At 69.9% G+C, this 24,002-nt stretch carries 19 protein-coding genes; 13 read left to right on the top strand and 6 right to left on the bottom strand.

From position 1 onward, the window contains the following. Positions 1 to 367: 367 nt before the first annotated feature. Together JOD54_RS04950 and JOD54_RS04945 are read right to left on the bottom strand one after the other, a co-directional pair. The gene (locus tag JOD54_RS04950) at positions 368 to 5,752 is read right to left on the bottom strand and encodes a beta strand repeat-containing protein (protein WP_204449394.1); all 5,385 of its coding nucleotides are present in this window, start codon (positions 5,750 to 5,752) and stop codon (positions 368 to 370) included. Between the two features lie 226 nt (positions 5,753 to 5,978). Beyond that, on the bottom strand, positions 5,979 to 6,971 hold the full coding sequence (locus JOD54_RS04945; protein ID WP_204449393.1) for an NAD-dependent epimerase/dehydratase family protein: 993 nt from the start codon (positions 6,969 to 6,971) through the stop codon (positions 5,979 to 5,981). A 66-nt stretch (positions 6,972 to 7,037) separates the two neighbouring features. Here JOD54_RS04945 and JOD54_RS04940 point away from each other — a divergent pair, with 66 nt between their 5' ends. The 4 genes from JOD54_RS04940 (at position 7,038) to purL (ending at position 11,233) form a co-directional block, all read left to right on the top strand. Continuing rightward, positions 7,038 to 7,616 (top strand): hypothetical protein, encoded by a 579-nt coding sequence (locus JOD54_RS04940; protein ID WP_307859842.1) that lies wholly within the window; start codon positions 7,038 to 7,040, stop codon positions 7,614 to 7,616. A 439-nt stretch (positions 7,617 to 8,055) separates the two neighbouring features. Next, positions 8,056 to 8,295, top strand: a complete 240-nt coding sequence (gene purS / locus JOD54_RS04935) for a phosphoribosylformylglycinamidine synthase subunit PurS (RefSeq protein ID WP_204449392.1) — start codon at positions 8,056 to 8,058, stop codon at positions 8,293 to 8,295. Then, complete coding sequence (purQ, locus tag JOD54_RS04930; RefSeq protein ID WP_204449391.1) at positions 8,292 to 8,963, top strand: phosphoribosylformylglycinamidine synthase subunit PurQ; 672 nt, start codon at positions 8,292 to 8,294, stop codon at positions 8,961 to 8,963. Before purS ends, purQ begins: the two co-directional genes overlap by 4 nt. Next, positions 8,960 to 11,233, top strand: a complete 2,274-nt coding sequence (purL, locus tag JOD54_RS04925; RefSeq protein WP_204449390.1) for a phosphoribosylformylglycinamidine synthase subunit PurL — start codon at positions 8,960 to 8,962, stop codon at positions 11,231 to 11,233. Before purQ ends, purL begins: the two co-directional genes overlap by 4 nt. A gap of 45 nt (positions 11,234 to 11,278) precedes the next feature. Here purL and JOD54_RS04920 read toward each other — a convergent pair whose 3' ends face one another. Beyond that, entirely contained in the window at positions 11,279 to 13,375 is a 2,097-nt protein-coding gene (locus JOD54_RS04920; RefSeq protein WP_307859841.1) for a putative bifunctional diguanylate cyclase/phosphodiesterase, read from the bottom strand. A gap of 346 nt (positions 13,376 to 13,721) precedes the next feature. On the opposite strand from JOD54_RS04920, the gene JOD54_RS04915 reads away from it, so the two are divergent. The 6 genes from JOD54_RS04915 to JOD54_RS04890 all read left to right on the top strand — a co-directional run bounded on the left by JOD54_RS04915 (position 13,722) and on the right by JOD54_RS04890 (position 18,952). Then, positions 13,722 to 14,513, top strand: a complete 792-nt coding sequence (locus tag JOD54_RS04915; protein WP_204449389.1) for a lysozyme — start codon at positions 13,722 to 13,724, stop codon at positions 14,511 to 14,513. Positions 14,514 to 14,524: 11 nt separating this feature from the next. After that, a complete protein-coding gene (locus tag JOD54_RS04910) occupies positions 14,525 to 15,433 on the top strand; it encodes a pentapeptide repeat-containing protein (RefSeq protein ID WP_204449388.1) in 909 nt (302 codons plus the stop codon). A gap of 90 nt (positions 15,434 to 15,523) precedes the next feature. Then, the gene (locus JOD54_RS04905; RefSeq protein ID WP_204449387.1) at positions 15,524 to 16,042 is read left to right on the top strand and encodes a WXG100 family type VII secretion target; all 519 of its coding nucleotides are present in this window, start codon (positions 15,524 to 15,526) and stop codon (positions 16,040 to 16,042) included. Further along, positions 16,039 to 16,824, top strand: coding sequence for an ESX secretion-associated protein EspG (locus JOD54_RS04900; RefSeq protein ID WP_204449386.1), 786 nt, complete (start codon positions 16,039 to 16,041; stop codon positions 16,822 to 16,824). Before JOD54_RS04905 ends, JOD54_RS04900 begins: the two co-directional genes overlap by 4 nt. Beyond that, positions 16,821 to 18,143, top strand: a complete 1,323-nt coding sequence (locus tag JOD54_RS04895; protein ID WP_204449385.1) for an alpha/beta hydrolase family protein — start codon at positions 16,821 to 16,823, stop codon at positions 18,141 to 18,143. The genes JOD54_RS04900 and JOD54_RS04895 overlap by 4 nt, the downstream gene beginning before the upstream one ends. Beyond that, the gene (locus tag JOD54_RS04890; RefSeq protein WP_204449384.1) at positions 18,140 to 18,952 is read left to right on the top strand and encodes a hypothetical protein; all 813 of its coding nucleotides are present in this window, start codon (positions 18,140 to 18,142) and stop codon (positions 18,950 to 18,952) included. The genes JOD54_RS04895 and JOD54_RS04890 overlap by 4 nt, the downstream gene beginning before the upstream one ends. A 13-nt stretch (positions 18,953 to 18,965) precedes the next feature. On the opposite strand, the gene JOD54_RS04885 is transcribed toward JOD54_RS04890, so the two are convergent. Both JOD54_RS04885 and JOD54_RS04880 read right to left on the bottom strand, forming a co-directional pair. Next, the gene (locus JOD54_RS04885; protein ID WP_204449383.1) at positions 18,966 to 20,012 is read right to left on the bottom strand and encodes a PIN-like domain-containing protein; all 1,047 of its coding nucleotides are present in this window, start codon (positions 20,010 to 20,012) and stop codon (positions 18,966 to 18,968) included. Positions 20,013 to 20,041: 29 nt separating this feature from the next. Further along, positions 20,042 to 20,512: an SRPBCC family protein gene (locus tag JOD54_RS04880; RefSeq protein ID WP_307859840.1), complete on the bottom strand. Its 471-nt coding sequence runs from the start codon at positions 20,510 to 20,512 to the stop codon at positions 20,042 to 20,044. Positions 20,513 to 20,656: 144 nt separating this feature from the next. Between JOD54_RS04880 and JOD54_RS04875 the strand changes: the two genes are divergently transcribed. Beyond that, positions 20,657 to 21,502, top strand: coding sequence for a helix-turn-helix domain-containing protein (locus tag JOD54_RS04875; RefSeq protein WP_204449382.1), 846 nt, complete (start codon positions 20,657 to 20,659; stop codon positions 21,500 to 21,502). On the opposite strand, the gene JOD54_RS04870 is transcribed toward JOD54_RS04875, so the two are convergent. Then, on the bottom strand, positions 21,444 to 22,040 hold the full coding sequence (locus tag JOD54_RS04870; RefSeq protein WP_204449381.1) for a type VII secretion system-associated protein: 597 nt from the start codon (positions 22,038 to 22,040) through the stop codon (positions 21,444 to 21,446). The two genes, JOD54_RS04875 and JOD54_RS04870, sit on opposite strands and share 59 nt — an antisense overlap. Before the next feature lie 228 nt (positions 22,041 to 22,268). Between JOD54_RS04870 and JOD54_RS04865 the strand changes: the two genes are divergently transcribed. Both JOD54_RS04865 and JOD54_RS04860 read left to right on the top strand, forming a co-directional pair. After that, positions 22,269 to 22,613: a hypothetical protein gene (locus JOD54_RS04865; protein WP_204449380.1), complete on the top strand. Its 345-nt coding sequence runs from the start codon at positions 22,269 to 22,271 to the stop codon at positions 22,611 to 22,613. 47 nt (positions 22,614 to 22,660) lie between these two features. After that, positions 22,661 to 23,980, top strand: coding sequence for a PPE domain-containing protein (locus JOD54_RS04860; RefSeq protein ID WP_204449379.1), 1,320 nt, complete (start codon positions 22,661 to 22,663; stop codon positions 23,978 to 23,980). Positions 23,981 to 24,002: the final 22 nt, after the last annotated feature.

Here is a 24,002-nt window from a genome sequence, read left to right as displayed (position 1 = left end):
CCACCTCGGGCACGCTCTGCCTAGCCATCGACGCGGCTGACCTGTCGTGGCTGGCCCAGCGCGCCGCCTCCCGCGAGAGATCGCCAGCGACTCCACGACTCACGAGCGCGAGACCCAGCCGCACCACCCGGCGCATGGGCGCGCTGCGCTTGCTCACCGTGCCGCCTACCTCGACGCCGTCGACATGGCCCTCGACAACGGCGCGACCGCCATGACCTACCGCGCCAGCACCGCCCTATCGACTGCCTGACCTCCCGCCTGGCCACCGACGCGGCGGACCTGTCGCGACCGAGCCACCGCGCGCCCTACCTCGACGCTGTCGACATGGCGTTCGCGCGACCGCTCTGACATATCGCGCACCACGGCGCTATCGGCTGTCTGACCTCCCGCGAGCGACCGCGAACGAGCCCACGACCACGAGTGCGAGGCCGAGCCGCACCATCTGGGGTGACCACGGCCCGGTGTCGGCGAGCGGTTCTTCCACCGGCGTCGGCACAGTGGGGGCCGGGGCGACCTGAACCGGTTCCCCGCCCACCAGCAGTTCGATGCCCACCGGCGCTGTCGACTGCACGGTGACCAGCACCGCCGCGGAGCGCACCCCGCTCACAGGGTCGAGGGCATCGCACGAGAAGGTGCCGAAGGGGAGTTGGTCGAGCGTGAACGCGCCTGCCGCGTCCCCGGTGGACGACATGGTGACGTCGTCGGGGGTGTGGAGGGTGTGGTCGAGGCCTGACCACACGCAGACGACTGGCGCCTCGCGTACGGGTGCCCGGGTCGCGCGGGTGAAGGCGGTCCCCGTGATGGTGCCCTGGCCCGTGCCCGCGAAGTCGACCGCCGTGACCGGGGTGCCGTTGGCTATCACGATGGCGGACCAGTCCGCGGCGCCGTCGAAGTCCGAGGTGTAGGTGAAACCGCCGTCGGGGAACACCGCGGCGATCGTGTACGAGCCGGCCTCGACGTCGTCGAACGTGTACTGGCCGTCGGGTCCCGAAGTGGCGGAAACGGTCGACCGGGTCGAGCCGCCGTCGAGGGCCACTTGGACGCCGGGTAGCGGCCACTCCCCGGCCTGGAACTGGCCGTCGAGGTTGCGGTCGAACCACACCCGGCCGCTGACGGTCGTGTCCGGCGGTGACGACAACGGGGTGGTCGTGGAGTCGGTGGCGGTCAGGGGGAGTGCCGTGCCGGGCGCGGTGGCGGTCCCCGTTCCGTTGCTGGACCACGACCCCGCCTGGACGTCGGTCGGGGTGACGGTGTGCGTGCCGGTGCAGGGCACCTGTCCGCCTGGGAGGACCGAGGTGGCCGTGCAGCTCAGGACGGAGCTGTCGGTGAGCGTCACCCCGAGCGCGGACAGCGTGGTGTTGCCGGTGTTCGCGACGGTGTAGGTCACCGTGATGACGCCGGTGCCGAGTACGGCCGCGGCGTCGACGGTCAGGCCGGGTACTCGTGCGAGCGTCACGGTGGTCTCGTCGAACCCTGAGGCCGCGCCTCCTGAGCTGCTCGCGGTGACGTCGATGCGCTTGATCAGTTGACCGGCGTCGATCTCGCCTTGGGTGAGGGTGTGACTGGTCGTGCAGACCGTGTTCGCACCCACTGCGAGTGTCGTTGCCGGGCAGCTGGCACCGGTTGGGGTGACCGCTGTGAGGGGGACGTCGCCGGTGTTCGTGACTGTCCAGGCCCATGGCAGGACATCGCCGGTGTGCGGTTGGCTGCCCGGGGTCGGTGGGGTCGCCGCGATGCTCAACGCGGGGTTCGCCGGTGCCGCCGCGACCGTGATCACCACGTTGGCCTCCACCCACAACTGCGACACGGGGTCGGTGAGCCGGTAGGTGAAGCTGTCCGGGCCGGTGTAACCGGGCGGCGGCGTGTACCGGAACCCGCTGCCGTCGTAGTCGATGTCGCCCTCGTCCGCGGACGTGCGGATGCGCAGCTCGCAGCCGGGGCACGAACCGGTGGCCGGGGGTTGGACGGCGACGTCCTGGTCGGCGGTGGTGCTGACCGGCAGCGGCGCCGGGGTCACCAGGATCCGCACGGTCGAGGACACCGTCTGCGACCCGTCGTCGGCCGTGTAGCCGAAGGCGGCCAGCCCGGCGAAGGTGGCGGGCGGGGTCCAGCCGACGGTGCTGCCCTCGTTGACCGCGGTGCCGTGGGTGGCCGTGGTGACGGTGGTGATGGCGCAGGTCGGGCACAGGTCGTTGGCGAGGACGTCCAGCCCGGTGACGCCCGCGCCCGCCGCGACGGTGATCGCGTCCGGCAGGGCGTTGCTGACCTCGAGCGTCAGCGTCGCTGTGGTGGTGAGCGCCGTCGCGGGGTCGGTCGCGGTGTACTCGACGGTCGCTGTGCCGGTCCACTGCGTGTTCGGCGTGACCTCCACCTGCCCGGAGACGACGTTCGCGACCACGTCACCGGTGGTCGTGCCCACGGCGAGCGTGCAGGCCTTGCAGGCGTCGTTGGCCAGCACGTCGACGCTGATCGGCACCTCGACCGGTGTGGCCGCCGTGTCGTCGCGGGCGACCGGGGACACGGTCACCGCGACCGTCTCGTTCGCGTGCGCCCCGGTACCCGGGTCCGTGGCGGTGTAGGTGAAGGAATCGAGCCCGCTGAACCCCGGCGCGGTTGTGTACCCGATCTGGCCCGACACGCCCATCGTGATCGAGCCGTTCAGCGGGTCGATCGCCACGGTCGCCGCGCAGCCCGCGCAGGAGTCGTTGGCCAGGACCGAGACCGAGCCGAGTTGACCGGATGCGACGGTGATCGTGTCTGAAGCCAGGACCGGCGCGTCCACGACGGTCACCGTGGCGGTGCCGGTGAAGGGGTTGCCCGTTCCGTCGACCGCGTCGTAGGTGAACGTTGCTGTACCGGCGCTGGCGGGGGTGAACCTGACTACGCCGCCGTCCTGCTGCAGTGAACCCGAGGTGGGTGTGCCCAGCGAGGTGATGGCGCAGTTGGCGCAGAGGTCGTTGGCCAATGGCTGCAAGTCGACGGTCTTACCGACGACCGCGATAGCAGTGTCGGCGACGGCGAGCGGGGTGACGTTGACCGTCACGGTCGCTGTGGTGGTCGCTGCTCCCAAGGTGAGTGTGTAGGGGAAGGTCGCTGGCCCTGAGAAGCCTGGTGCCGGTGTGTACCGGACGAGCTGGCCGACGATCGCGGTGGTCCCGGCGCTTGGGTTGCCGACAGACAGCGTGCAGGCTGCACAAGGGTCGTTCCCGCGCACCGCGATGTCTATAGGCGTGTTCGGGACTGTGTTGTCGGTGTCATCGACCGCCCCTCGCACAGTCACCGTCACTGTTGCGTCGTCGCTTGTGGCCCCGGAAACCGAGCTGGTGGCGCGGTAGGTGAAGGTGAACTGGCCAATGGCCGACCCAGGCGTGTAGGCGTAAGTGCCGTCGTTGTTGAAGAGCACGGTGCCGGAGGCGGGGTCGGTCAGTTTGGTCAGGGTGCACGTCGACGGGCAGGAGTCGTTGGTGGACACATCTCCATTGGCGGTGCCGCCCAGGAGGACATCCACCGCGTCGTCGACGGCCAATGGCCCAACGGTGGTGTCGACGAGTCCAAGAACTCGGAGGCCACTAACGGGATCCTCGGCCACGTAGGTGTAGGCATCGACGCCTACGAAGCCCGCTTCCGGTGTGTAGGTCGATGTACCGGTCGCTGCGTCTACCGTGACCGCGCCGTGAGTGGCGGGAGAATCCATCGAGTACACGCACCCGCTGCAAGCTCCATCGGCCGGGAGTTGCGCTGTGGCCGTTACGCCGTAGGTGGTTTGGAGAACGGTTGTGGGCGGCTCGACCATGACCGTGACCGGAGTGGAAGTGCTGCCTGTCGTAGTTCCGTAGGTGAAGCTGTCGAGCCCCCATAGGCCTGCCGTGGGTGTGTAGGTGACGGTCACCGGGCTGCTGCCGGTGTACGCCACAGTCCCCCGGCTGCCGTCTGTGTCGGCCTGCGGCTCGCAGCCACCCGCACAGCCAGCGTCGTTGTTTTTCACTGGCACTACGACCGGATCACCGTAAGAGGTCGTTGCGAAGTCCGGTGCCAGGTCGCCGACGTAGATGGTGACGAGCCCGTCGCTGCTGCTACCTGCGTTGTCCGTCGCGCTGTAGGTAAAGGTGACTGGACCCGTTGTGTTGCTCGCGGGGGTGTAGGTGAAGGTGCCGTCGGCTGCCATAGAGGCTGATCCGGTCGCGGGTGGGCTCGTGAGGGTGGTGCTGGCTGTGCAGCCGCCGCAAGCATCGTTGGGTAGCACCGAGCTTGCGACGAGCGTGGTGTTCTCTCCTGTGCTGTACACGTCTTGGACCAACACAGGCGTCACCGTGAGCACTACTGTTGCGCTGTCAGACGTGTAGCCGTCGGTGGCCGTGTAGGTGAAGCTGTCCGTGCCTGAAGTACCGGATGACGGCATGTAGGTGACCGAGCCGTCCGCGCCGAGAATCGTGTTGCCCCTGGTAGGTGCGCTGAGTGAAGTGACCTTCAGCGGCAGGCCGGACGGCGTGGAGTCATTGCTCAGCACCGAGACGCCTATAGAGGTGCCCGTCGGTGCTGCGTCGTCTACCAGGTTGAGCGGACCGAGCACGGTGACTGTGGTGCTCGCGGGCGCGGAATCCGTTACGTCGGCAGTCGTGTCGAGGGTCGCCTGCCCGAACCGGGCCGTTGCCGAGTTGATGTGCGGCCCGGGTGTAGCGCCGAACTGCGCCGAGTACGTGAGTTCCGTCGACCCGGCCGCAGGCACCGTAATGGGCCCGACGACGGTCAACACGCCGCTGTTCACCGTGGGGTCGAGTATCGGCCGCCCGTCGAGTGCGAGGGTGCCGGAGGAGTAGAGAGCGCCTGCCGGAAGAACGTCCGACACCGTGTCGACCGTCCGAGCGGTTGCGCTGGAGTTGACCAGGCGGACCGAATAGTCCGCGGTGCCACCGGTATCGGGCAGAACACCGTCCGCTGGTGAGGTCACCTTCGCCACGACCGTCACCGGGGCTGTCGCCGACACCGCCGGGAGCGAACCGGCCGATGAAGCCCCCACGTTCGTGTGCTTCACCTGGGTGCCGTTCGCGATGTACTGGATCGGCCGCACTGGCGTCGATACCGAGGTCGTGCCGATCGCTCGGTAGGTGTATCGCGCGGTGAAGGGCCGGTTCGGGCCAGTCGCACCGGTGAGCGCCAAACCGTCCACGTAGGTCACCGCCGGACCCACGCCGTCAGGGGAGACCACGAGCTCCGTGCGCTCCAACCGCCACGCGGCAGCGGGAAATGTCGACAGCGCGCTAGGGGTGTAAGACAACACGCCAGGGTTGTTGGGCGGCCCGGCGCCCAGAGTGCCGGTGTGGCCATTGACGGTCAACGTCACCACATCGCCTAGCTGGGCCTGCCCGGACGCCGTCGAGGTGACGTTGTCGACCTTGTTGGCCACCAGCTTGATCGTGTCCACGACATCGGCGTAGGTGAAGGTGCGCTTGCAGACCACAACGCCCACACCAGGCGGGCCGGTGTAGACGGTGACCGTGTGGGACTGCGGGACCGTGGTCGTGGTCGACGCACTCAGCATCAGGTACCGCACCACCCCGGCTTCTGTTAGGTCAGGCAGCGGAACCGCAGCGGGCTGACCCGCGGCAGGCGCAACAACCCCACCGGTGAAACCGCTGACGTCAAGCCACAGCCCCTTACGCATCGTCAACGACCCAACGCGGTAACCCGCGTACCCCGACAGCAGCTGTGCGTTGGTGTCGACATAGAAGTGGCCGCTGTGCAGCGCGACCACCGAGGGTGTCCCCGGGTTGCCGCACCGAGGTGGGGCAGCCTCAGCCGGACCAACGAGCCCCGGGACCGCCACGAGCGCGAGGAGCACCACGACCAAGACGCGCACAGGCTTTCCGCGGAGCATGGCTCTCCCTCGGACCGATGACCAGACAAACCCGGCATCGTCATCGGCCTATAGGTCAGACCAGCTTGAGCGCCAGCACCTGTTCGGTACCTATAGACCCCGCCTACGGGTGAGCGAGCAACTCCGCTTCCTCGTCCGGGGTCAAGCCCGCCTTGCGCTCGCGGTCGATGCCGAGGGTGCGCTCGTGGTCGAGGGCCCCCGCCACGGCGTCGGCCAGCGAACGCGGCGTCAGTCCCGCATCCAACGCGGGCGTGGCGTCCCGCGCCGCCATGTAGCTGTGGCTCTCGGGCAGCCACAGCGGCAGAGACCGCGGCCCGGCCCACGGCTGGACACCGCGGTCGAGGAGCTCCTGCGGAGCGACCTTCACGAACTCGACGTCGGCGCCCAGGGTGTCGGCGATCGAGGCCAGCAGGTCCAGCAGCGGCAGCGACGGCCCGACGCCGTCGAAGATCCCCGTGGTCCCCTGCTCGGCGGCGTCGACGATCCACGCGGCCAGATCGCGCACGTCGACGTACTGGACCTGGTGGTCGACATCGGGGACCAGCACCCGGCCGCCGCGCACCAGCCGCTGCGGCCAGTAGCCGAACCGGTCGAACTCGTCACCGGGCCCGGTGATCAACCCGGCCCGCACGACCAGGGCCTTCGGCCCGACCGCGGCCGTCACCGCCTGCTCGCTGGCGACCTTGACCGACCCGTACAGGTCGGGGTCCTCCCGCATCGCCTCCCGAGTCCCGTGCACCGCCTTCGGCGGCAACAACGGATCCCCCACCCCACCCGGCGGCCGCCCCGGATCGGCGTACGCACTGATCGACGACACGAACGTCCAGTGCCCCACCTGCTCACCGAACGCGTCCAAAGCCCGCCGAACCCACTCGTAGGAGATCGTCGCCACGTCCACCACCGCGTCGAACCGCTCCCCCACCAGCCCCGCCAACCCGTCCTCCCGGTCGCGGTCGACCTTCACCAACCGAGCCCCAACCGGCACCTCCCCCGCCGCCCCCCGAGCGGCGCACACCACCTCGTGCCCCCGCCGCACCGCCTCACCGGCGACCGTGTACCCGAGGAACCGCGTACCGCCCAGCACCAGAATCCGCATGTCCCCACTCTGCCGGACAATTGCCCTGGCCTGCGACGATTCCGCACAAGGCGAACACCCGTTCTAGTGATCCAGTCCCGGCCGGTGTTCGCCGATTCGACCAAGGTGACCTTGCACGCCTTCGCCGACGAGTCTCGTCGCGGCGACAACTACTTCATCGCGGCGGCCCTGGTGGGCCCCCGCGACCTGAGCCCACTACGCAAACTGCTCAAAGGAATGCGCAAACCCGGGCAGCGCGAGCTGCACTTCAAGAAGGAGGACAAGACACGGCGGAAGGAGATCGTGTCGCGGCTCGTCGGCTCGGGCGCCGCCGTGCAGATCTATGTGGCCTCGTGTGTGCGCGGCGAGGAAGTGGCGCGCAGGCGGTGTCTCGTCCAACTGGTGGAGGACCTGGTCGACTTCGGCGTGGGCAGGCTCGTGCTCGACAGCCGTGAAGTCCGCGACGACGCCGACATCCAGTTGTTCCAGCGGACCCTCGGGGCGCACCGGCACCACGACCTCGTGTACGAGCACCAGGACAGCTGCTGGGAGCCGCTGCTGTGGGTCGCCGACGCCGTGGCCTGGTGTTACGGGGCAGGCGGTGATTGGCAGCGCCGGGTCACGCCGTTGGTGGGCAAGGTCATCGACCTGAGGGACGTGCCCTAGACAGCGCGAAGCCCGGCTGCCGACCGTCCGGACGGGAACCGGGCTCACTTCTCCGACTACGGGCCGGAGCTACGACGCCAAGAGTAACCGCAGGCGCGTGGTGCGCCAAGGTTGTTCCCGCTGGTTCACGCGATCGTGTACCCGAGGAACGGCGGTGGGCGGGGCGTTGTGGGCAGCTGGTCTGCGGATGATCATCTCTCCGGACAGCGCGAAGCCCAGCCGCCGACCGTCCGGACGTGGGCTGGGCTCACTCCCCCGGCTGCGGCTGGGACGGGTCAAAATTGGCCTGCCTGTCGCCGCTCGCAAGCCCAGCTCGCTCGTGTCACACGATCGTGTGGTTGGCGGGTGGGATCGCAGGTCACCCGGGGCGGCGGGGTGAACCCCCAGGTCAGGTAGGCTTCCGGGGTATTGGCCGGTCGAACTCGAGGAGTAGCCCGCCGTGGCCCGAGTTGTCGTCGATGTCATGCCGAAGCCGGAGATCCTGGACCCGCAGGGGCAGGCGGTGGCCCGCGCGCTGCCCCGCCTCGGGTTCGACGGGGTGTCTGATGTCCGCCAGGGCAAGCACTTCGAGTTGGAGGTCGACGACTCCGTCGACGACGCGACCCTGGCCAAGATCGCCGAGGGGTTCCTGTCCAACCCGGTGGTCGAGGACTTCGTGGTGCGGCGGGTGCAGGCGTGAGGATCGGCGCGGTCACCTTCCCCGGCACCCTCGACGACAGCGACACGATCCGGGCGATCACGGCATCCGGTGCCGAGGCGGTCGCCCTCTGGCACGGTGACGCCGACCTCAAGGGGGTCGACGCGGTCATCCTGCCCGGCGGGTTCTCCTACGGCGACTACCTGCGCGCTGGTGCCATCGCCCGGTTCGCCCCGGTGATGGGCGAGATCATCGCCGCCGCGCGCGGGGGCATGCCGGTGCTGGGCATCTGCAACGGCTTCCAGGTGCTGTGCGAGGCCGGGTTGCTGCCCGGCGCGCTGCTGCGCAACGCGGGTCTGCACTTCGTCTGCCGCGACCAGTGGCTCAAGGTGGAGAACAACAGCACGGTCTGGTCCAGCCGCTACGAGGCGGGCGCCGAGATCATCATCCCGATCAAGAACATGGACGGCCGCTTCGCCGCGCCGAAGTCCGTTGTGGACGAACTGGAGGGCGAGGGCAGGGTGGTGTTCCGCTACGCCGGGCTCAACCCCAACGGGTCCACCGACGACATCGCGGGCATCAGCGACCCGACCGGCCGCATCGTCGGCCTGATGCCGCACCCCGAGCACGCCATCGACGCGCTCACCGGCCCGTCCGACGACGGCCTCGGCATGTTCCTGTCCGTCCTCGACTCGGTGGTGGCCGCGTGATCGACACCGTTGACAACGCCGCTGCGACGCCCGAGCAGGAGCAGCCGTTCCGCGAACTGGGCCTCAAGGACGACGAGTACGCCCGCATCCGCGAGATCCTCGGCCGCCGCCCCACCGACGCCGAGCTGGCCATGTACTCGGTGATGTGGAGCGAGCACTGCTCGTACAAGTCGTCCAAGGTGCACTGGAAGCACTGGTCGGCCAACACGACGCCGGAGATGAAGGCGAAGATGCTGGCGGGCATCGGCGAGAACGCCGGTGTGGTCGACATCGGTGACGGCTGGGCGGTCACCTTCAAGCTGGAGTCGCACAACCACCCGTCCTATGTGGAGCCCTACCAGGGCGCGGCGACCGGTGTCGGCGGCATCGTCCGCGACATCATGGCCATGGGTGCCCGGCCGCTCGCGGTGATGGACCCGCTGCGCTTCGGCGCCCCCGACCACCCCGACACCAAGCGCGTGCTGCCCGGTGTCGTCGCGGGCGTCGGCGGCTACGGCAACTGCCTCGGCCTGCCCAACATCGGCGGCGAGGTCGTCTTCGACTCGTCCTACCAGGGCAACCCGCTGGTCAACGCCCTGTGCGTCGGCGCGATGCGCACCGAGGACCTGCACCTGGCGCACGCGTCGGGCACCGGCAACAAGGTCATCCTGTTCGGCGCGCGCACCGGCCTCGACGGCATCGGCGGCGTGTCCGTGCTGGCCAGCGAGACCTTCTCCGGTGATGAAGGTGGCACCGGTCGCAAGAAGCTGCCCGCGGTCCAGGTCGGCGACCCGTTCACCGAGAAGGTGCTCATCGAGTGCTGCCTGGAGCTGTTCGCCGAGGGCATCGTCGTCGGCATCCAGGACCTCGGCGGTGCGGGCCTGTCCTGCGCGACCAGTGAGCTGGCCAGCGCGGGCGACGGCGGCATGCGCGTCGAGCTGGACCGGGTTCCGTTGCGCGCCACCGGGATGACCCCCGCCGAGATCCTCTCCAGCGAGTCGCAGGAGCGGATGTGCGCGGTGGTCAAGCCGTCCGATGTGGACGCTTTCATGCGGGTGTGCGCCAAGTGGGACGTCATCGCCACCGAGATCGGCGAGGTCACCGAGGGCGACCGGCTGGTCATCACCTGGCACGGTGAGACCGTTGTGGACGTCCCGCCGCGCACCGTGGCCCACGAGGGCCCGATGTACGAGCGCCCGATCCAGCGCCCGGACTACCAGGACGCGTTGCAGGCCAACGGTCCCGAGCAGCTCGCCCGTCCGTCCACTCCGGACGAACTGCGGGCCGAGGTGCTGCGCATGGCCGCCAGCCCCAACCTGGCGTCGCGCCGCTGGGTCACCGAGCAGTACGACCGGTACGTGCGCGGCGGCACGGTTCTGGCGCAGCCGTCGGACTCCGGCATGATCCGCGTCGACGAGGAGACCGGCCGCGGCGTGGCGCTGGCCACCGACTGCAACGGCCGCTTCGTCAAGCTGGACCCCTACACCGGCACCCAGCTCGCGCTGGCCGAGGCGTACCGCAACGTGGCCGTCTCCGGCGCGACGCCGCTGGCGGTCACCAACTGCCTCAACTTCGGCTCCCCCGAGGACCCGGCGGTCATGTGGCAGTTCGAGCAGGCCGTGCGCGGTCTGGCCGAGGGCTGCAAGGAACTGGGCATCCCGGTCACCGGCGGCAACGTCAGCTTCTACAACCAGACCGGGACCACCGCCATCCACCCGACCCCGGTCGTCGGCGTCCTCGGCGTGATCGACGACGTCCGCCGCCGCATCCCCACCGGCATCGGCGCCGAAGCGGGCGAAACCCTGCTGCTGCTGGGTGAAACCCGCGACGAGTTCGGCGGATCCGAGTGGGCGCACGAGGTCCACGACCACCTCGGCGGCCTCCCGCCCAAGGTCGACCTGGCCCGCGAGCGCCTGCTCGGCGAGGTCCTCGTGGCAGGCTCCCGCGACGGCATGATCTCCGCCGCCCACGACCTGTCCGACGGCGGCCTGGCCCAGACCCTGGTCGAAGCCTGCCTGATCGGCGAGGTCGGCGCCCGCGTCTTCCTCGACCCCGACCAGGACCCGTTCGTCCAGCTGTTCAGCGAGTCCGCAGGCCGGGTCCTGGTCGCCGTGCCCCGCTCGGAGGAACTGCGTTTCACCGAGATGTGCACCGCCCGAGGCCTCCCCTGGCGCCGCACCGGTGTCGTCGACCCGGAGTCCCAGTCCCTCGAAATCCAGGGCGTCGGCGACCTGCCGCTCACCGAGCTGCGCGAAGCCTGGGAAGGCACCCTGCCCGCTCTGTTCGGCTGATGCTCGAAGGGCGGTCCCGGTGTCACCACCGGGGCCGCCTTTCTGTCAGGCGCGCCTTTCCAGCCAGCGTTCGATCTCTTCGGGGCGGCCGGGTTTGGCGAAGAGCCAGCCTTGGGCGTTGTCGCAGCCGAACTCTCGGAGGCGGTCGGCTTGTTCTGGGTCTTCGACGCCTTCGGCGATGACTACGTGGCCTAGGGCGTGGGAGAGGGCGACCAGGGTGGTGACGATCTGGGCGTCGGCGGGGTCGGCTGTGGGGGAGTCGCGGAGGCCTTCCATGAAGGAGCCCGCGAGTTTGATCGCGTGCACCGGTAGGTGCCGCAGGTAGGCCAGGTTCGAGTAGCCGGTGCCGAAGTCGTCGATGGCGATCCTGATGCCCAGGTCGGCCAGGTCGCGCAGGGTGCGCAGCGGGCCGCCGGTGGTGTTCATGATCGCGCTTTCGGTCAGCTCCAACTGGATCGTCGACGGGGGTAGGTTGGCGGCCTTGATGATCGTGGCCACGTCGGCGACCAGGGTGGGTTCCTCGGTCTGGCGGGCGGCCAGGTTCACGCTGACCATGGGGGCCCGGTCGCCGTAGGTGTCGTGCCAGCGGCGGGCTTGGCGGGTGGCCTCGCGCAGGACCCAGCGGCCGAGCGGGACGATCAGGCCGGTTTCCTCGGCCAGGCCGATGAACTGGTCGGGGCCGAGGCGGCCGAACTCGGGGTGGGCCCAGCGGACCAGTGCCTCCACGCCGATCAGCTGGCCGTCGCTGAGCCGGACGATGGGCTGGTAGTCCACATAGAACTCTTCGCTCTCCACGGCGGCGGGCATCCGCGCCGAGAGCGTGAACCTGGCGACCTCGCGGGCGTTGCGGTCGGGGTCGTAGCTGGCCCAGCGGTTCTTGCCGTCTGCCTTCGCCCAGTACAGGGTGACGTCGGCGTCGCGCATGGTTTCCGCGGGGGTGGCGCCGTGCACGGCCCGCTCGACGAGGCCGATGCTGGCGGACACGGCGAGGCGGTGGCCGCCGATCGGGACCGGTTCGGCCAGTGCGGTCAGGACCTGGTCGGCGAGGTCGATCAGCTCGGCGCGGCCGGAGCTGTTCTCCACCAGCACCACGAACTCGTCGCCGCCCATGCGGGCCACCATCCGGCCGGGGCCGGTGATCATGGCGTCCAGCCTGGCGGCCACCGCGACCAGCAGGTCGTCGCCGATGTCGTGGCCGAGGCTGTCGTTGATGACCTTGAAGCCGTCGAGGTCGAGGTAGCAGACGCCGACCCGGGTGTCGCCGCCCCTGGTGAACGCGGCGTTGAGCCGCTCGGTGAACAGGGCCCGGTTGCCCAGGCCGGTGAGCGGGTCGTGGTTGGCCTGGTGGCGCAGCCGCTCCTCGAGCAGGTGCCGGTCGGTGATGTCCTCGAGCATGCCGACCAGGTACTGCGGCTGGCCGAGCTCGTCGCGCACCAGCGACACCGTCACGTCGGTCCACAGCGGAGTCCCGTCGCTGCGGCGCAGCATGCGCTCCATCCGGTAGTGGTCGCGCGCCCCGGAGCTGACCTCGTCGAACGGTCGCCGCAGCGCCGCTGGCTCGTCCGGGTAGCGCAGGTCGTCGACGTTCATCCCGCGCAGCTGGTCGACCCGGTAGCCGAGCATCTCGGCCAGCGCGGTGTTGATCTCCAGCAGGGTGCCCTGCGCGTCGCCGATCACGATGCCGACGGCGGCCTGGTTGAACATCGCCCGGAACCGGGTCTCGCTGGCCAGCAGCGCCGCCTCCGCGCCGCGCCTGGCGTCGAGCGCCGCGCGGCGGATGGTCTCCTGGTCGCGGAAGATCTTCTCCTGCATCGCGGTGGCGAACCCCGCGGCGAACGCGCCCTGCACAGCGGGCAACAACTCTGCCTTCAGGTCGCCCGAACCGGTGACACGCAACAGGTCGGATCCGATGAGCTGCAGTGACGCTCGGAGGGTCTCCGGTCCGGCCAGCCGCATCGCCACCAGCCCGGCGCCCAGGCGCTCCACCGGTTCCGGGCTGAACCGGTCCGCCCGCAGGCCCGCCAGCAGCACCTCGGTGTACTCGCGCACCTGGTCGACCAGGCTGCGGCGGTCCATGGCGACGTAGCCCGTCTCGGTGAGCACGGCAGCCCACATGCGCGCGAACGCGTCGGCTCCGCCCACCGCTCTCCCTTCCCCGCCCCCGGCTGTGCTCACGCTAGTCAACGCAAAGTCTCACCTGTTCAACGCCAGGTAGCCAGCCCGGATGCGTGGTTGGTGCGGCAGAAGTCCTGAGTTGACATAGCGCGTTCGGCCGGCTACCCAAAGCGTCCGTACCGTGTGGACCGGGCGGGGGTTATTCACCACCGCGAGCGGCGTCACCCCAGATCACCCCTACCTTGGTGAATCCCTCACGCCTAAGCGTGACAAGTGGATGGTTATCCGATCACAATCGACGCACGGGCGGCTACCGCGCGTACCCGACCGCCCCGCTTGGTCATTGTCCGGCCACTGGGAAAGGGCGATCAAGATGTCCATTGTCCTCGGCGCGAGATCCTTCCTCGCGACCCTGCTCGGCACCGCGGCGATCGCGGTCACCGCCACACCGGCCACGGCGGCACCACCCGTGACCGACCACCCGCTCGGCTCGCAGATCCGCCTGCACGAGCCGGTCTCGCGAGCAGCCGCGCCGCCGCCCGCCGGGCTGCCCACCGTGGCGGGCATCGACGTGGCCAGCTACCAGGGCAACGTCGACTGGAAGTACTGGTGGGCCCAGGGCAAGCGCTTCGCCTACGTCAAGGCCACCGAGGGCACGGGGTACAAGAACCCCTACTTCGCCCAGCAGTACAACGGCTCCTACAGCGTCGGCATGGTCCGCGGCGCGTACCACTTCGCCCTGCCCGACCGCTCGACCGGCGTCGCCCAGGCCACGTACTTCGCCACCAACGGCGGCGGCTGGTCCCGCGACGGCAAGACCCTGCCCGGCGTGGTCGACCTGGAGTACAACCCGTACGGCGCCACCTGCTACGGCAAGACCCAGGCCGCCATGGCCAGCTGGATCCGCGAGTTCACCACCACCTACCGCTCCCGCACCGGCCGCGACGCGGTCATCTACACGTCCACCAGCTGGTGGGCGCAGTGCGTCGGCAACGCCTCGTTCGCCTCGACGAACCCGCTGTGGGTGGCCCGCTACTCCAGCACCGTCGGCACCCTGCCGTACAACTGGCCGTACTGGACGTTCTGGCAGCACAGCTCCACGCCGATCGACCAGAACCACTTCAACGGCGCCGTTGACCGCCTGCGGGTGCTGGCCACCGGGTAGGTTCCACGATCGTGGGACTGGCCTTCCTGATCACCGGACTCGTCGTGTTCGCCGCTGGTGCGGCCATCGGCCTGGGTTCGGTGATCGGGCGGGGCGCGCCGCGCGAGCGGTGGTGGCTGGTGGCGGTCATCCTGGTCTCGGTCGGGCTGCTCGGCGTGGTGGCGGGCTGGCTGCTCACCGAACCCAACGCCAACCGCGGCGAGGCGCTCAAGACTGGCGGCCTCGCCGGTGGCGCCGTCGTGGCGCTCTACGCGCTCTGGCTCAACGACCGCAGGCGCCGGGTCGACGAACGCAGGCAGGAGATCGAGCGGCAGCGGCACGACCTGGAGAGCGACCGCACCGAGTTCGACCGGGAACGGGTCGCCGACGAGCGGTTCGCCCGTGCGGTCGAACTGCTGGGCAACAGCGCCGACCAGGTCCGCATCGGCGCCATGCACGTGCTGCACGGCCTCGCCCGCGCCAGGCCCGTCTACACCCAGACCGTCCTCGACGTCTTCTGCTCCTACCTGCGCATCCCCTTCGACCGGACCGACCAGTCCGAGCAGCAGGTCCGCAAGACCGCGCAGCGGCTCATCGCCGCCCTGCTCCCGCAGGCCGACCACCCCGGTCCGCACTACGACCTGGACCTGACCGACGCCGACCTGGAGTACTTCGACCTCTCCAACCGGGCGATCGGCAGCCTCACCATGCGCGGCGCCCGGCTGCACCGGTCGAACGCGATGTGGGGCTCGCAGGTCCACGGCGACGCCTGGTTCACCCTGGCCGTCAGCCACGGCATCCTGCACGCCCACGACATGGTCTTCCACCAGCGGGCCTGGTTCAGCGGGATGCGGTTCGAGGGTCCGCTGCGCATCGAGCGCACCGAGTTCCTCGGCCGGACGACCTTCGACGGCGCGCGGTTCCTGGAGTGGGTCCGGTGAACAGTTGACCAAGTCCGCGCGGCGCGGGAACCGGGCCGACCAGCGCGACGTCTGAACCCCCCGAGAGGTTGGCCGACACCGGGGGTGGACATGGCGTTCTACGGCGATCCCGACGAGCTCGACCGGCTCGCCGCGCGCATCGAGCAGCGCGCCGACGAGGTCCGCACGCACGGGGCGACGATGGACCGCCAAGCCGCGGCCATGCGCTGGAAGTCCATCGCTGCCGACCGCTGCCGCGAGGCCGTCGCCGGTGACCGCAAGGCGCTCGACGCGGTCGCCACCAAGCTCGACGAGGCGGCCGCGGTGCTGCGCGGGCACGCCCAGCAGGTGCGCGAGCTGATCGCGGCGATCAAGCGGATCGGCGAGGCCGTGGTCAACTGGTTCAACGGCGCCATCGACCGGTTCAACCAGGCCGTTGACCGGTTCAACCAGGTCATGAAGGACATCGGCAACGCCATCGCCTCCGGGCTGGGGATCAGCGGGTCGCCGCCGAGCCCGCCCCGGCCGCCGTGGGAGGGGTGGCGGTACCAGCCGCACAGCCTGCCGCCCGCCGGTGACAAGCAGTGGCTCGACGTCGGTGACTTCATGCGGGCCAGGGGGGTCGCGTGAGCACCCCCGCAGCGCACCGGCTGACGCTGACCGCGGCCGAGTACGCCTACCTCGTGGCCCAGCTCGGCGCGGACATGCCGCCGGACTGGAAGCCCGCCCCCGACATCGCCGCCGTCGGCGACCTCGCCGAGAAGGGCGTCCTGCGCGACGGCGAGATCCACCCGTCGGTCGCGGCCAACGTGCGGGTCATCGCCTCGCCCAAGCTGTTCCTGGAGACCACGGCGACCGTGGGTGCGCGGGGGTCGCGCAGCCTGCACGCGATCGCCGGTGAGCTGGGCGCTTCGCTGTTCCTGTTGCCGGACGCGGGCGTGGAGATCTCGCTGTTCACCGCGACTGACCTGGGGCGTGAGCTGGTGCGCGCCGTGCCGGGTGAGGAAGCGGGGATCGGCGCCGCGCTGGACGGCGGTGACGACGCCGAGCCGTTGACCGGTGTCGTGCCGCTGGCCGCCCTGCACGAGCTCGGCGTCGCGGACCTGCTGCGCGAGGCAGACCCGGACGCTCCGGGGTACGTGCTGGCCGAGTTGAAGCTGCCCAAGGACGAAGCTGAGTTCGCGCTGCAGGTCGTGCGCCGCACCGACGGGGTGCTGCGCTGCCTGGTCACCGCGCTCGTCGACGGTTCGGTGCACAGCGCGCAGGTGCACTGGCTGCACAGCGACACCGGCTGGGTCGGCATCCGGCCCGCCGCGCACGGGGCGGCCCGCAAGCTGGTCGAGCTGGTGCCGGTCGACCGCGAAGACCTCGGGGTCTGGGTGGCCCCCTACCTGGCGGAGGCGCTGGCATGAGCAACCCCGTGACCAACCTGACCGTCGGCGGCGGCGCGGGCGGCACCGAGGCGTTCTACGAGGACCTCGCCGCGATGGGCGACCTCACCGACGACATCGCGGGCGAGACCCTCGCCATCGCGGTGACCAGCCACAAGTACCTGGCCGACCCGGACCTGCTGGCCTCCGCCGTGCTCAACCCGGCTGGCGCGGCGCGGTTCGAGTTCGCGATGCTCGGCGCGCTGGACGGCCCGAGCGGGCTGACCGCGACGTCGGCGGGAATCGGCCTGCGCGGGATCACCTTCCAGGCCACCAACCAGGCGTACCACATGGTCGACGACCTCAACGCCAAAGCGCTGGAGGCGGGCCGCTGGCTCGCCGGTGCCGCCGTGGCCACCTCGCCGGGCCTCGCCGCCGGTGCTGGCGCGTTCATCGCCGCCGACATCCTGCTCAACTACGACGGCGACTGGCAGCGCTGGCTCGTCGAACACCCCGGCATGATCGACGACGTGCTCGGCATGACCCCGGGTGCCCTGTCCGCGCTCGGCCTGCCGACCGACCTGGCCACCCTCACCGACCTCGTCGCCGCCGCCTACCCCGACGGCGACCCCAAGCTGACCGACCTCGGCATCGACCGCGACCCGATCGCCGTCGACCCGCCGTCGAACCTGGGCGAGCTGTTCAACGGCCTCGACCACCGCAACGGCACCGACGCCAACATCGACATCCGCCGGGTCGTGCAGCCCGACGGCACCGTCGCCTACATCGTGGACGTCCCGGGCACCAAGGTGTGGAACCTGCCCGGCGGCGACGGCGGCAGCGCCAACGACTTCGGCACCAACGTCGACGCCATCGCGGGCAACCCGACCGTGCTGCAGGAGGGCATCCAGGAGGCGCTGCGCGCGGCCGGTGTGCCCAAGGACGCGCCGCTGATGCTGGTCGGCCACAGCCAGGGCGGGATCGTGGCCGCTCGGTCGGTGGACCCGTTGCTGGCCGACGGGTACAACGTCACGCACGTGGTGACCGCGGGCTCGCCCGTCGGCGGGATCACCGTGGACGAGCGGGTGCAGATGCTGTCCCTGGAGAACAACGGCGACATCGTCCCGCACCTCGACGCGGCGGAGAACCCGGCCAGCGACAACCGGACGACGGTGAAGTTCGACCACCAGACCGGCACCATCGGCGGCAACCACGCCATCAACGGCAACTACACCGACGCGGCCAGGCAACTGGACACCAGCACCGACCCGTCGGTGGTCCGCTTCCGCGACAGCGCGGGGGTGTTCTTCGGCGGCACGTCGGTGGAGACCCATCAGTACAAAGTGGAGCGACAGCCGTGAGGTTGGCCGCGCTCGCGGTACTCGTGTTGCTGGCCGGGTGTTCCACGGCCGAACCGGTCCCGGTGCCCCAGGAGTTCCAGGGCGCCGTGACCGAGTTCCTGCGCGAGATCGCCCCCGACCCCAAGTTCGAAGCTTTGACCTGCGGCAGCGTCTTCGACGGCAACCCCGACAACAGCGTCGCCATGTGGGCCGACGCCCCGACCTCGGTCACGCCGGAAGACCTGCGCCAGCATGGCATCGCTGCGGGCTGGCAACCCCAACTCCCGGTCGACAACTGGTCGGTCATCCTCATCGGCCCGTCCAACATCCGCCTGGGCCTGCGCGACGGCAAGATCCGAGCAGAAAAGGCGAAGTGCTCGATCGGCGGCCGCCACCAAGAGCTGGCCATGCCCCTGCGCCCCGACCTCACCGCCCCCCAGCGGTCCGCCCTGGGCATCAGCTTCGGCCGAGCCTCCCGCGCCGCCAACAAGATCGCCACCGCCGCAGGGGTTGCGGAACCCTTGTTCCCCACCAACGACTCGATCGACAACGCTTCTCTGTCCACATGCGACACGGCGGACGGTAGAGGCGCCCAGTGGTCCGTCTCGAGCAGGACCGACCTCGGTGCCGACGCCGACGTGGTCCGCATCAAACGGGAAGCCATAGCCACCCTGAAGTCCTGGAAGGTGGACCCCCGCCCCACCCAACCCGACTACTTCACCGCCACCATGGACGACACCAACCTCACGGTGTCCCTCGCCAAGGGCGCCAACGGGAACGCGGAACTCGGCATCACCGCCACCACCCCCACCTGCGCACCACTCGCCTGAAGTCGGCTACGGGCTAACTAGGTCTGTCACTTGCGCGACCTGCTCGCATGCGCCTGACGAATCTGTCGGTCAGTTCTGGGTTGGCGGCAAATATGCCGACTATCTTCTCTATGTTTCGGTGTGTCTCCTGCGGGTCCTTGCTGGCTCCGAGTGCGCTGAGGTAGCGGTTTACCCGCTCGATCTCTTGCATAGACGCGAAGCTGACGTCAATGTCGAGTTCGGCCTTGGCTAGTTCGAGCAGTTGGGCGGGCCGGATCATGTAGAGGTTCGTCCCGCACCTCGCCTGCATCTCGTCAACCAACTCAACACGGGGACCGCGTCGTTGGCCACCCTCCTCGCGCCACCAGTCTTCCTTCGTGTCACCGGTGACGAACAGAACGTCGACGCCGCGGTCCGTGGCCTCCACCAGAGTCTGCTCCCAGACGAGGTAGTCGCCAACCGCCTTGGCGTCATCCTTCTTCTTGTCTTTGTACCCGGGCGGTTCCGACGCCTGTGTACGGCGCCGACCTTCTGCCACGGCCGCGTCATGTGCCTTCTTCGCCAGCCGTGGGCCAACCCGTCCGTCGAGGATCGGTTCCATTGCTGCCAGCACGCTGTCTTGATTCGTGTCGTGGTGGAACTTGTGCATGGATGAGGAAGCCAACTCCGAGACCGTGGCGACTGCGCTGGTGAACCCCTTGTCCAGCACTGCGATGAGGGCGTCTCGTTCCTCCGGCGTGAGGTTCACCCGGTTCGACCACGCTCGCAGTTCTTCGCGGAGGTCCTCCTGGTGCTTCTCCAGACTTTTTGTGATTTTGGTGGCGTCGCCCGGGTCGCGTAGCACGGTCTCCCGGTTGCGCCAGAACTCTGCCAAGACCTGGTGCGGCACCCACAACGTCGGCAGCTTCTCCAACGTCTTCAGCAGCGCGTCCCGCGCGGTCGCGGTGTAGCGGTAGAGGTTGAGCAGCAGGTTGGTGTCTGGCACGACGATGCCGGTCGTCAGCACTTGGCGCAGTTGTTGCTGGGTTGGGCTCCGGTATCCCTCGAACCCCGCGTACAGCCCGCTCTTCTGGTCCACCACGTCCGCGACCATAGCGGTGGAAGATCTTGTTACGGCGTGGAGTCCAGGGCTCCGGCGACCCGGTCCATCACGGTGGTCCAGTGGTCGCGTTGGCGGAGGCGTTCGCCCGCGTCGGCGAGCCATTCTTGGTGGAAGCGGAGGAGGGTCTTGTCGGGGGCTTTGGCCGAGACGGTGACCTGGATGGTGGTGAAGTGGTCCCAGCCGGGGGGTTTGCAGGTGATCCGGATCCGGTCGCGTTCTCGGTAGCCGCGGACGTCGCCTACCGCGCCGTCGCGGGTTTGGTAGCGGGTGCCTCGGGTGGGGGACAGGGTGGCGCCCGCGCCGAGCCACATCGAGATGCCGGTTGTGCCGCTGATCAGGTCCCACACCTTCGCCAGCGGGTGCGGCAGGGTGCGGGACACGCCGATCTGCCAGCCCGCGTCCTGGGTCAGGCCGGGGTCGGACACCGCGATCGGGTCTGAGCGGGTCCAGGAATCCGTGCGGCGCAGGGGATCGGTCACCGCCCGACTATAAGTCGTGGTACCGACATCGCCGAGGTCAGCGGCAACTATCCACCTACCGTGCGCGATTGCCACCGGCTCAACGCCGCCCGGTTCGGGTGGAGAATCTTCCGTTGCCCTGGTGGCATGTGCACATCATGTGCCGTGAACAAACCAGAGCCCACAATCCGGGCCAGGGAACTCGGCGAGAGCATGCGGCTGGCCATGGTGCGGGCGAACCTCAACGGGGTGCGGACCTGCCAGCGGCTGGGCTGGTCCAAGAGCAAGCTGTCGCGGATGTTCCTGGGCACCCGCGGTGTCTCCAGCTCCGACCTCGCCGCTTTCCTGCAGGTCTGCGGGGTCACCGGCGACGAGCGGGACCGGATGATGGCCACCTGCGACGAACTGCGCGCCCCCACCTGGAGCAGGGTCAACAGCGACCGGCTGCCGCGCCACCTGCACGCGCTCATCGACCACGAGGCCCAGGCCGTCACCATCCGCGGCCTCGACGTGCTCGTCGTCCCGGCGCCGCTGCAGACCGACGACTACGCGCGGGCGCTGGTGGCCGTCGACGTGACCGCGTCGCCGGGGGAGCGGGACGCGCGGGTGGTGGCGAAGCTGACCCGGCGGCAGTTCGTGAAGCGGGACGGGGCGCCGGAGTGCGTGTTCCTCATCCACGAGAGCGCGCTGCGGTTGCCGGTGTGCGGTCCGGAGGTGCTGGCCGACCAGGCGCGCGACCTGGTGCGCACCTGCGACCGGCCCAACGTCACCATCCGCGTGGTGCCCGGCGAGCGCGGGGTGGGCGCGGTGGCGGCCGGGTCGTTCCGGTTGTTGGAGTTCGCCGACTTCAAGCCGGTCGTCTGCGTGGAGAGCGAGACGTCGTGCCAGTTCGTGGAGGGGGAGGAGGTCGAGGCCTACCGGGCGGTGCTGGCCTCGCTCGCCGACCGGGCGCTCAGCCCTGGTGAATCGCGTGCCTTTCTCGCCGCGCTCGCGCGGGAGCGGACCGAGTAGCGCCCAGGTGCGCGGCGGGCACGACAGCGGTGATCGGGCCCTGCGGGTTGACCACCAGCGGGTGGCCGTGCAGCAGCGCGGCCACCTCGTGCCCGCGCACCGCCCGCCACCCCGGCCACGCGGGCGGCACGTGCGCGGGAGAGGTGCACGCGGGCACCATCACCGTTCCGTCGTGGTTGGGGAACCCGGTCACCGCGCGGTCCCGCGACGACCTAGCGAAGATCAACAATGTCGCGTCGCGCAGCTCCGGCAGCAAATCCGCCTGGGGGCGGTATCTGGCGTGGATCAGCTGCAGCACCTTCTCCAACCGGTTCGACGGAACCGGCATCCGCAGCGCCGTGGGTGACGGGCGGTAGTCGCGGTTGGCGCGGAACCGCTCGCCGATCTCGCCCCGGTCGTCCACCGGGTAGGCGCCGACCACCCCCCACGGCGGCACCTCCTCGTGCCTGCCGAACTCGGGGTCGATCACATAAAGCCAGCTGTTGGGGTTGGACCGGGCGCTGGCCCGCATCTCAAGGGTGATCTCCGGCTGGTCCATCGTCGCCTCCCGGGCGCGGGGTGGGTCCGGTCATCCTAGAGCCGGTGCTCACGTCCGGTAACCGCAGAGGCGCTTACCGCCACCGCGCGAGGAATTCCCCACGAAGTCGACCAATAACGCGGGAACCGTTCCACGCGAGCGCTCATCAGAGATAGAGTCGTCGCAAATGCACAGGACCAGGGGGTCAGTACGGTGTTTCTAGCCGATGGCGGTGGTGGTTCCGCACCAGTGGAACCAGCGTTCGCCGGTACCCAAACCCTGCGGGTCGAGCCTTCGGCCATCCCCGGCGCCCTCACCGCGTTCCGCGAGGCGCACGCCAGGGTGTCGGAGAAGGTCACCGCCCTCGACGCGCTGCGCGTGCCCGAGTGGGCCAACGACCCGGTCAGCGGCGAGACGGCGACCGAGTTCACCCAGCGCACCAACGGCGGCGGCGACGACTCCGCCAGCAAGTGCCTGCGCGGCTACCAGGAGCAGCTGCAGCGCGCGATCACCGCGCTCGAACAGGCCGAGCAGGGCTACCTGCGCACCGAGGGCACCAACTCCGCCATGTGGGGCAAGACCCACCAGGCGTGACCCGCCTCCCCTGACCGCACAGCTGTCCTACCGAGGGTGATCCGAACATGGCAATGCACCGGTGGCGCGGGTACGACCACCCCACCCTGCACACGATGATCAACGGCGGGCCCGGCCCGGCGGCGTCGACCCCGCAGACCGAGTACTGGGAGTCGCTGCAGTCGGAGCTGGCCGAGATCGACGCCGACCTCAACGCCAAGCTGGGCACCCTGCAGGCCAGCTGGGAGGGCGGCGCGGCCGACCAGGCGCACGCCGGGCTGACCCCGCTGCAGGCGTGGGCCACCGACGCGCAGACCGGCGCCTCCGGCATGCGCGCCTCCACCGAGTACCAGGCCGACATCGTCGCCAAGGCGCGCGCGGAGATGCCCGAGCCGGTCGAGGTGACCACCCCGGCGCCGTCCGGGTGGTCGAAGCTCGCCGCTGGCGCGGCGCTGCTGACCGGCAACCCCGGCCCCGCCGCCGCGGTCGTCAACCAGTCGCAGGACCACGAAGCCCAGGAAGCGGCCCAGGACGCCGCGTCCCAGAAGGCCGTGGACACCATGGACAACTACCAGTCCAGCAGCAACTTCAACACCAACACCCTCGGCGAGTTCGTGCCGCCGCCGGACGTGGTCGTCTCCACCCCGGAGCCCTCCGGTGGCACCGGGTACGAGGCGGGCCACTTCGTGTCGAACTTCTCCGGCACCAACGGCGGTTCCGGCACCAGCACCGCCGGCTACCACCCGAGCAACGTGGGCCACATCGGCGGCGGCAACTACGTGCCGTCCAACGGCGGCGGCAACGTCGGTTCGTACCACGGTCCCGGCGCCTTCCCCACGCCCACCACGCCGACCGGGTACGTGCGGCCGAATGGTTCAACCACCCCGTCCGGCTGGGCGCCGGTGACCGGTGGCGACGGCCTGAAGCTGAACAACAACCAGTTCACCGGCAACCCGAACACCGGTGGTGGCGGCCCGTTCACCCAGAACGGCGGCACCGGCAACTTCAACGGCACCCTGAACCTCACCGGCGGCGTCAACGGCGCCGAGGGCACGAGGTCCGGTGGCGGCCTCAACGGCAAGGGCGGCCTCGGCTCCGGCATCGGCAGCCCCGGCGCGACCGGTGAGAGCGCGCGGCAGGGCGGTCAGCTCGGTCGCGGCGGTATGGCCGGTGCCGGTGGGTTCGGCGGCGAGAACGTGATGGGCACCCGCTCAACCGCCGCGGGCGCGGTCGGCAAGGGCGGCCTCGGAGCCCCCGGCGGCGCGAACCGCGCCAACGGCGAGGACGACGAGGAGGAGTTCGAGACCGCGAGCTACCTCGTGGAGACCGACGACGTCTTCGGCGACGAGCGCGCGGTCTCGCAGGCCGTCCTCGGCGCCGACGAGTGACGACGTTCGGTGTCGTGGCCGA

The sequence above is a fragment of the Actinokineospora baliensis genome (assembly GCF_016907695.1).
GTDB lineage: Bacteria > Actinomycetota > Actinomycetes > Mycobacteriales > Pseudonocardiaceae > Actinokineospora > Actinokineospora baliensis.
This window is presented reverse-complemented; position numbering and strand designations above follow the sequence as displayed.

Excerpts from the sequence above, each read along its gene's own strand:
- JOD54_RS04945 (WP_204449393.1), bottom strand. The coding sequence starts at position 6,971 with ATGCGGATTCTGGTGCTGGGCGGTACGCGGTTCCTCGGGTACACGGTC.
- JOD54_RS04915 (WP_204449389.1), top strand. The coding sequence starts at position 13,722 with ATGTCCATTGTCCTCGGCGCGAGATCCTTCCTCGCGACCCTGCTCGGC.
- JOD54_RS04905 (WP_204449387.1), top strand. The coding sequence starts at position 15,524 with ATGGCGTTCTACGGCGATCCCGACGAGCTCGACCGGCTCGCCGCGCGC.
- JOD54_RS04895 (WP_204449385.1), top strand. The coding sequence starts at position 16,821 with ATGAGCAACCCCGTGACCAACCTGACCGTCGGCGGCGGCGCGGGCGGC.
- JOD54_RS04870 (WP_204449381.1), bottom strand. The coding sequence starts at position 22,040 with ATGGACCAGCCGGAGATCACCCTTGAGATGCGGGCCAGCGCCCGGTCC.
- JOD54_RS04860 (WP_204449379.1), top strand. The coding sequence starts at position 22,661 with ATGGCAATGCACCGGTGGCGCGGGTACGACCACCCCACCCTGCACACG.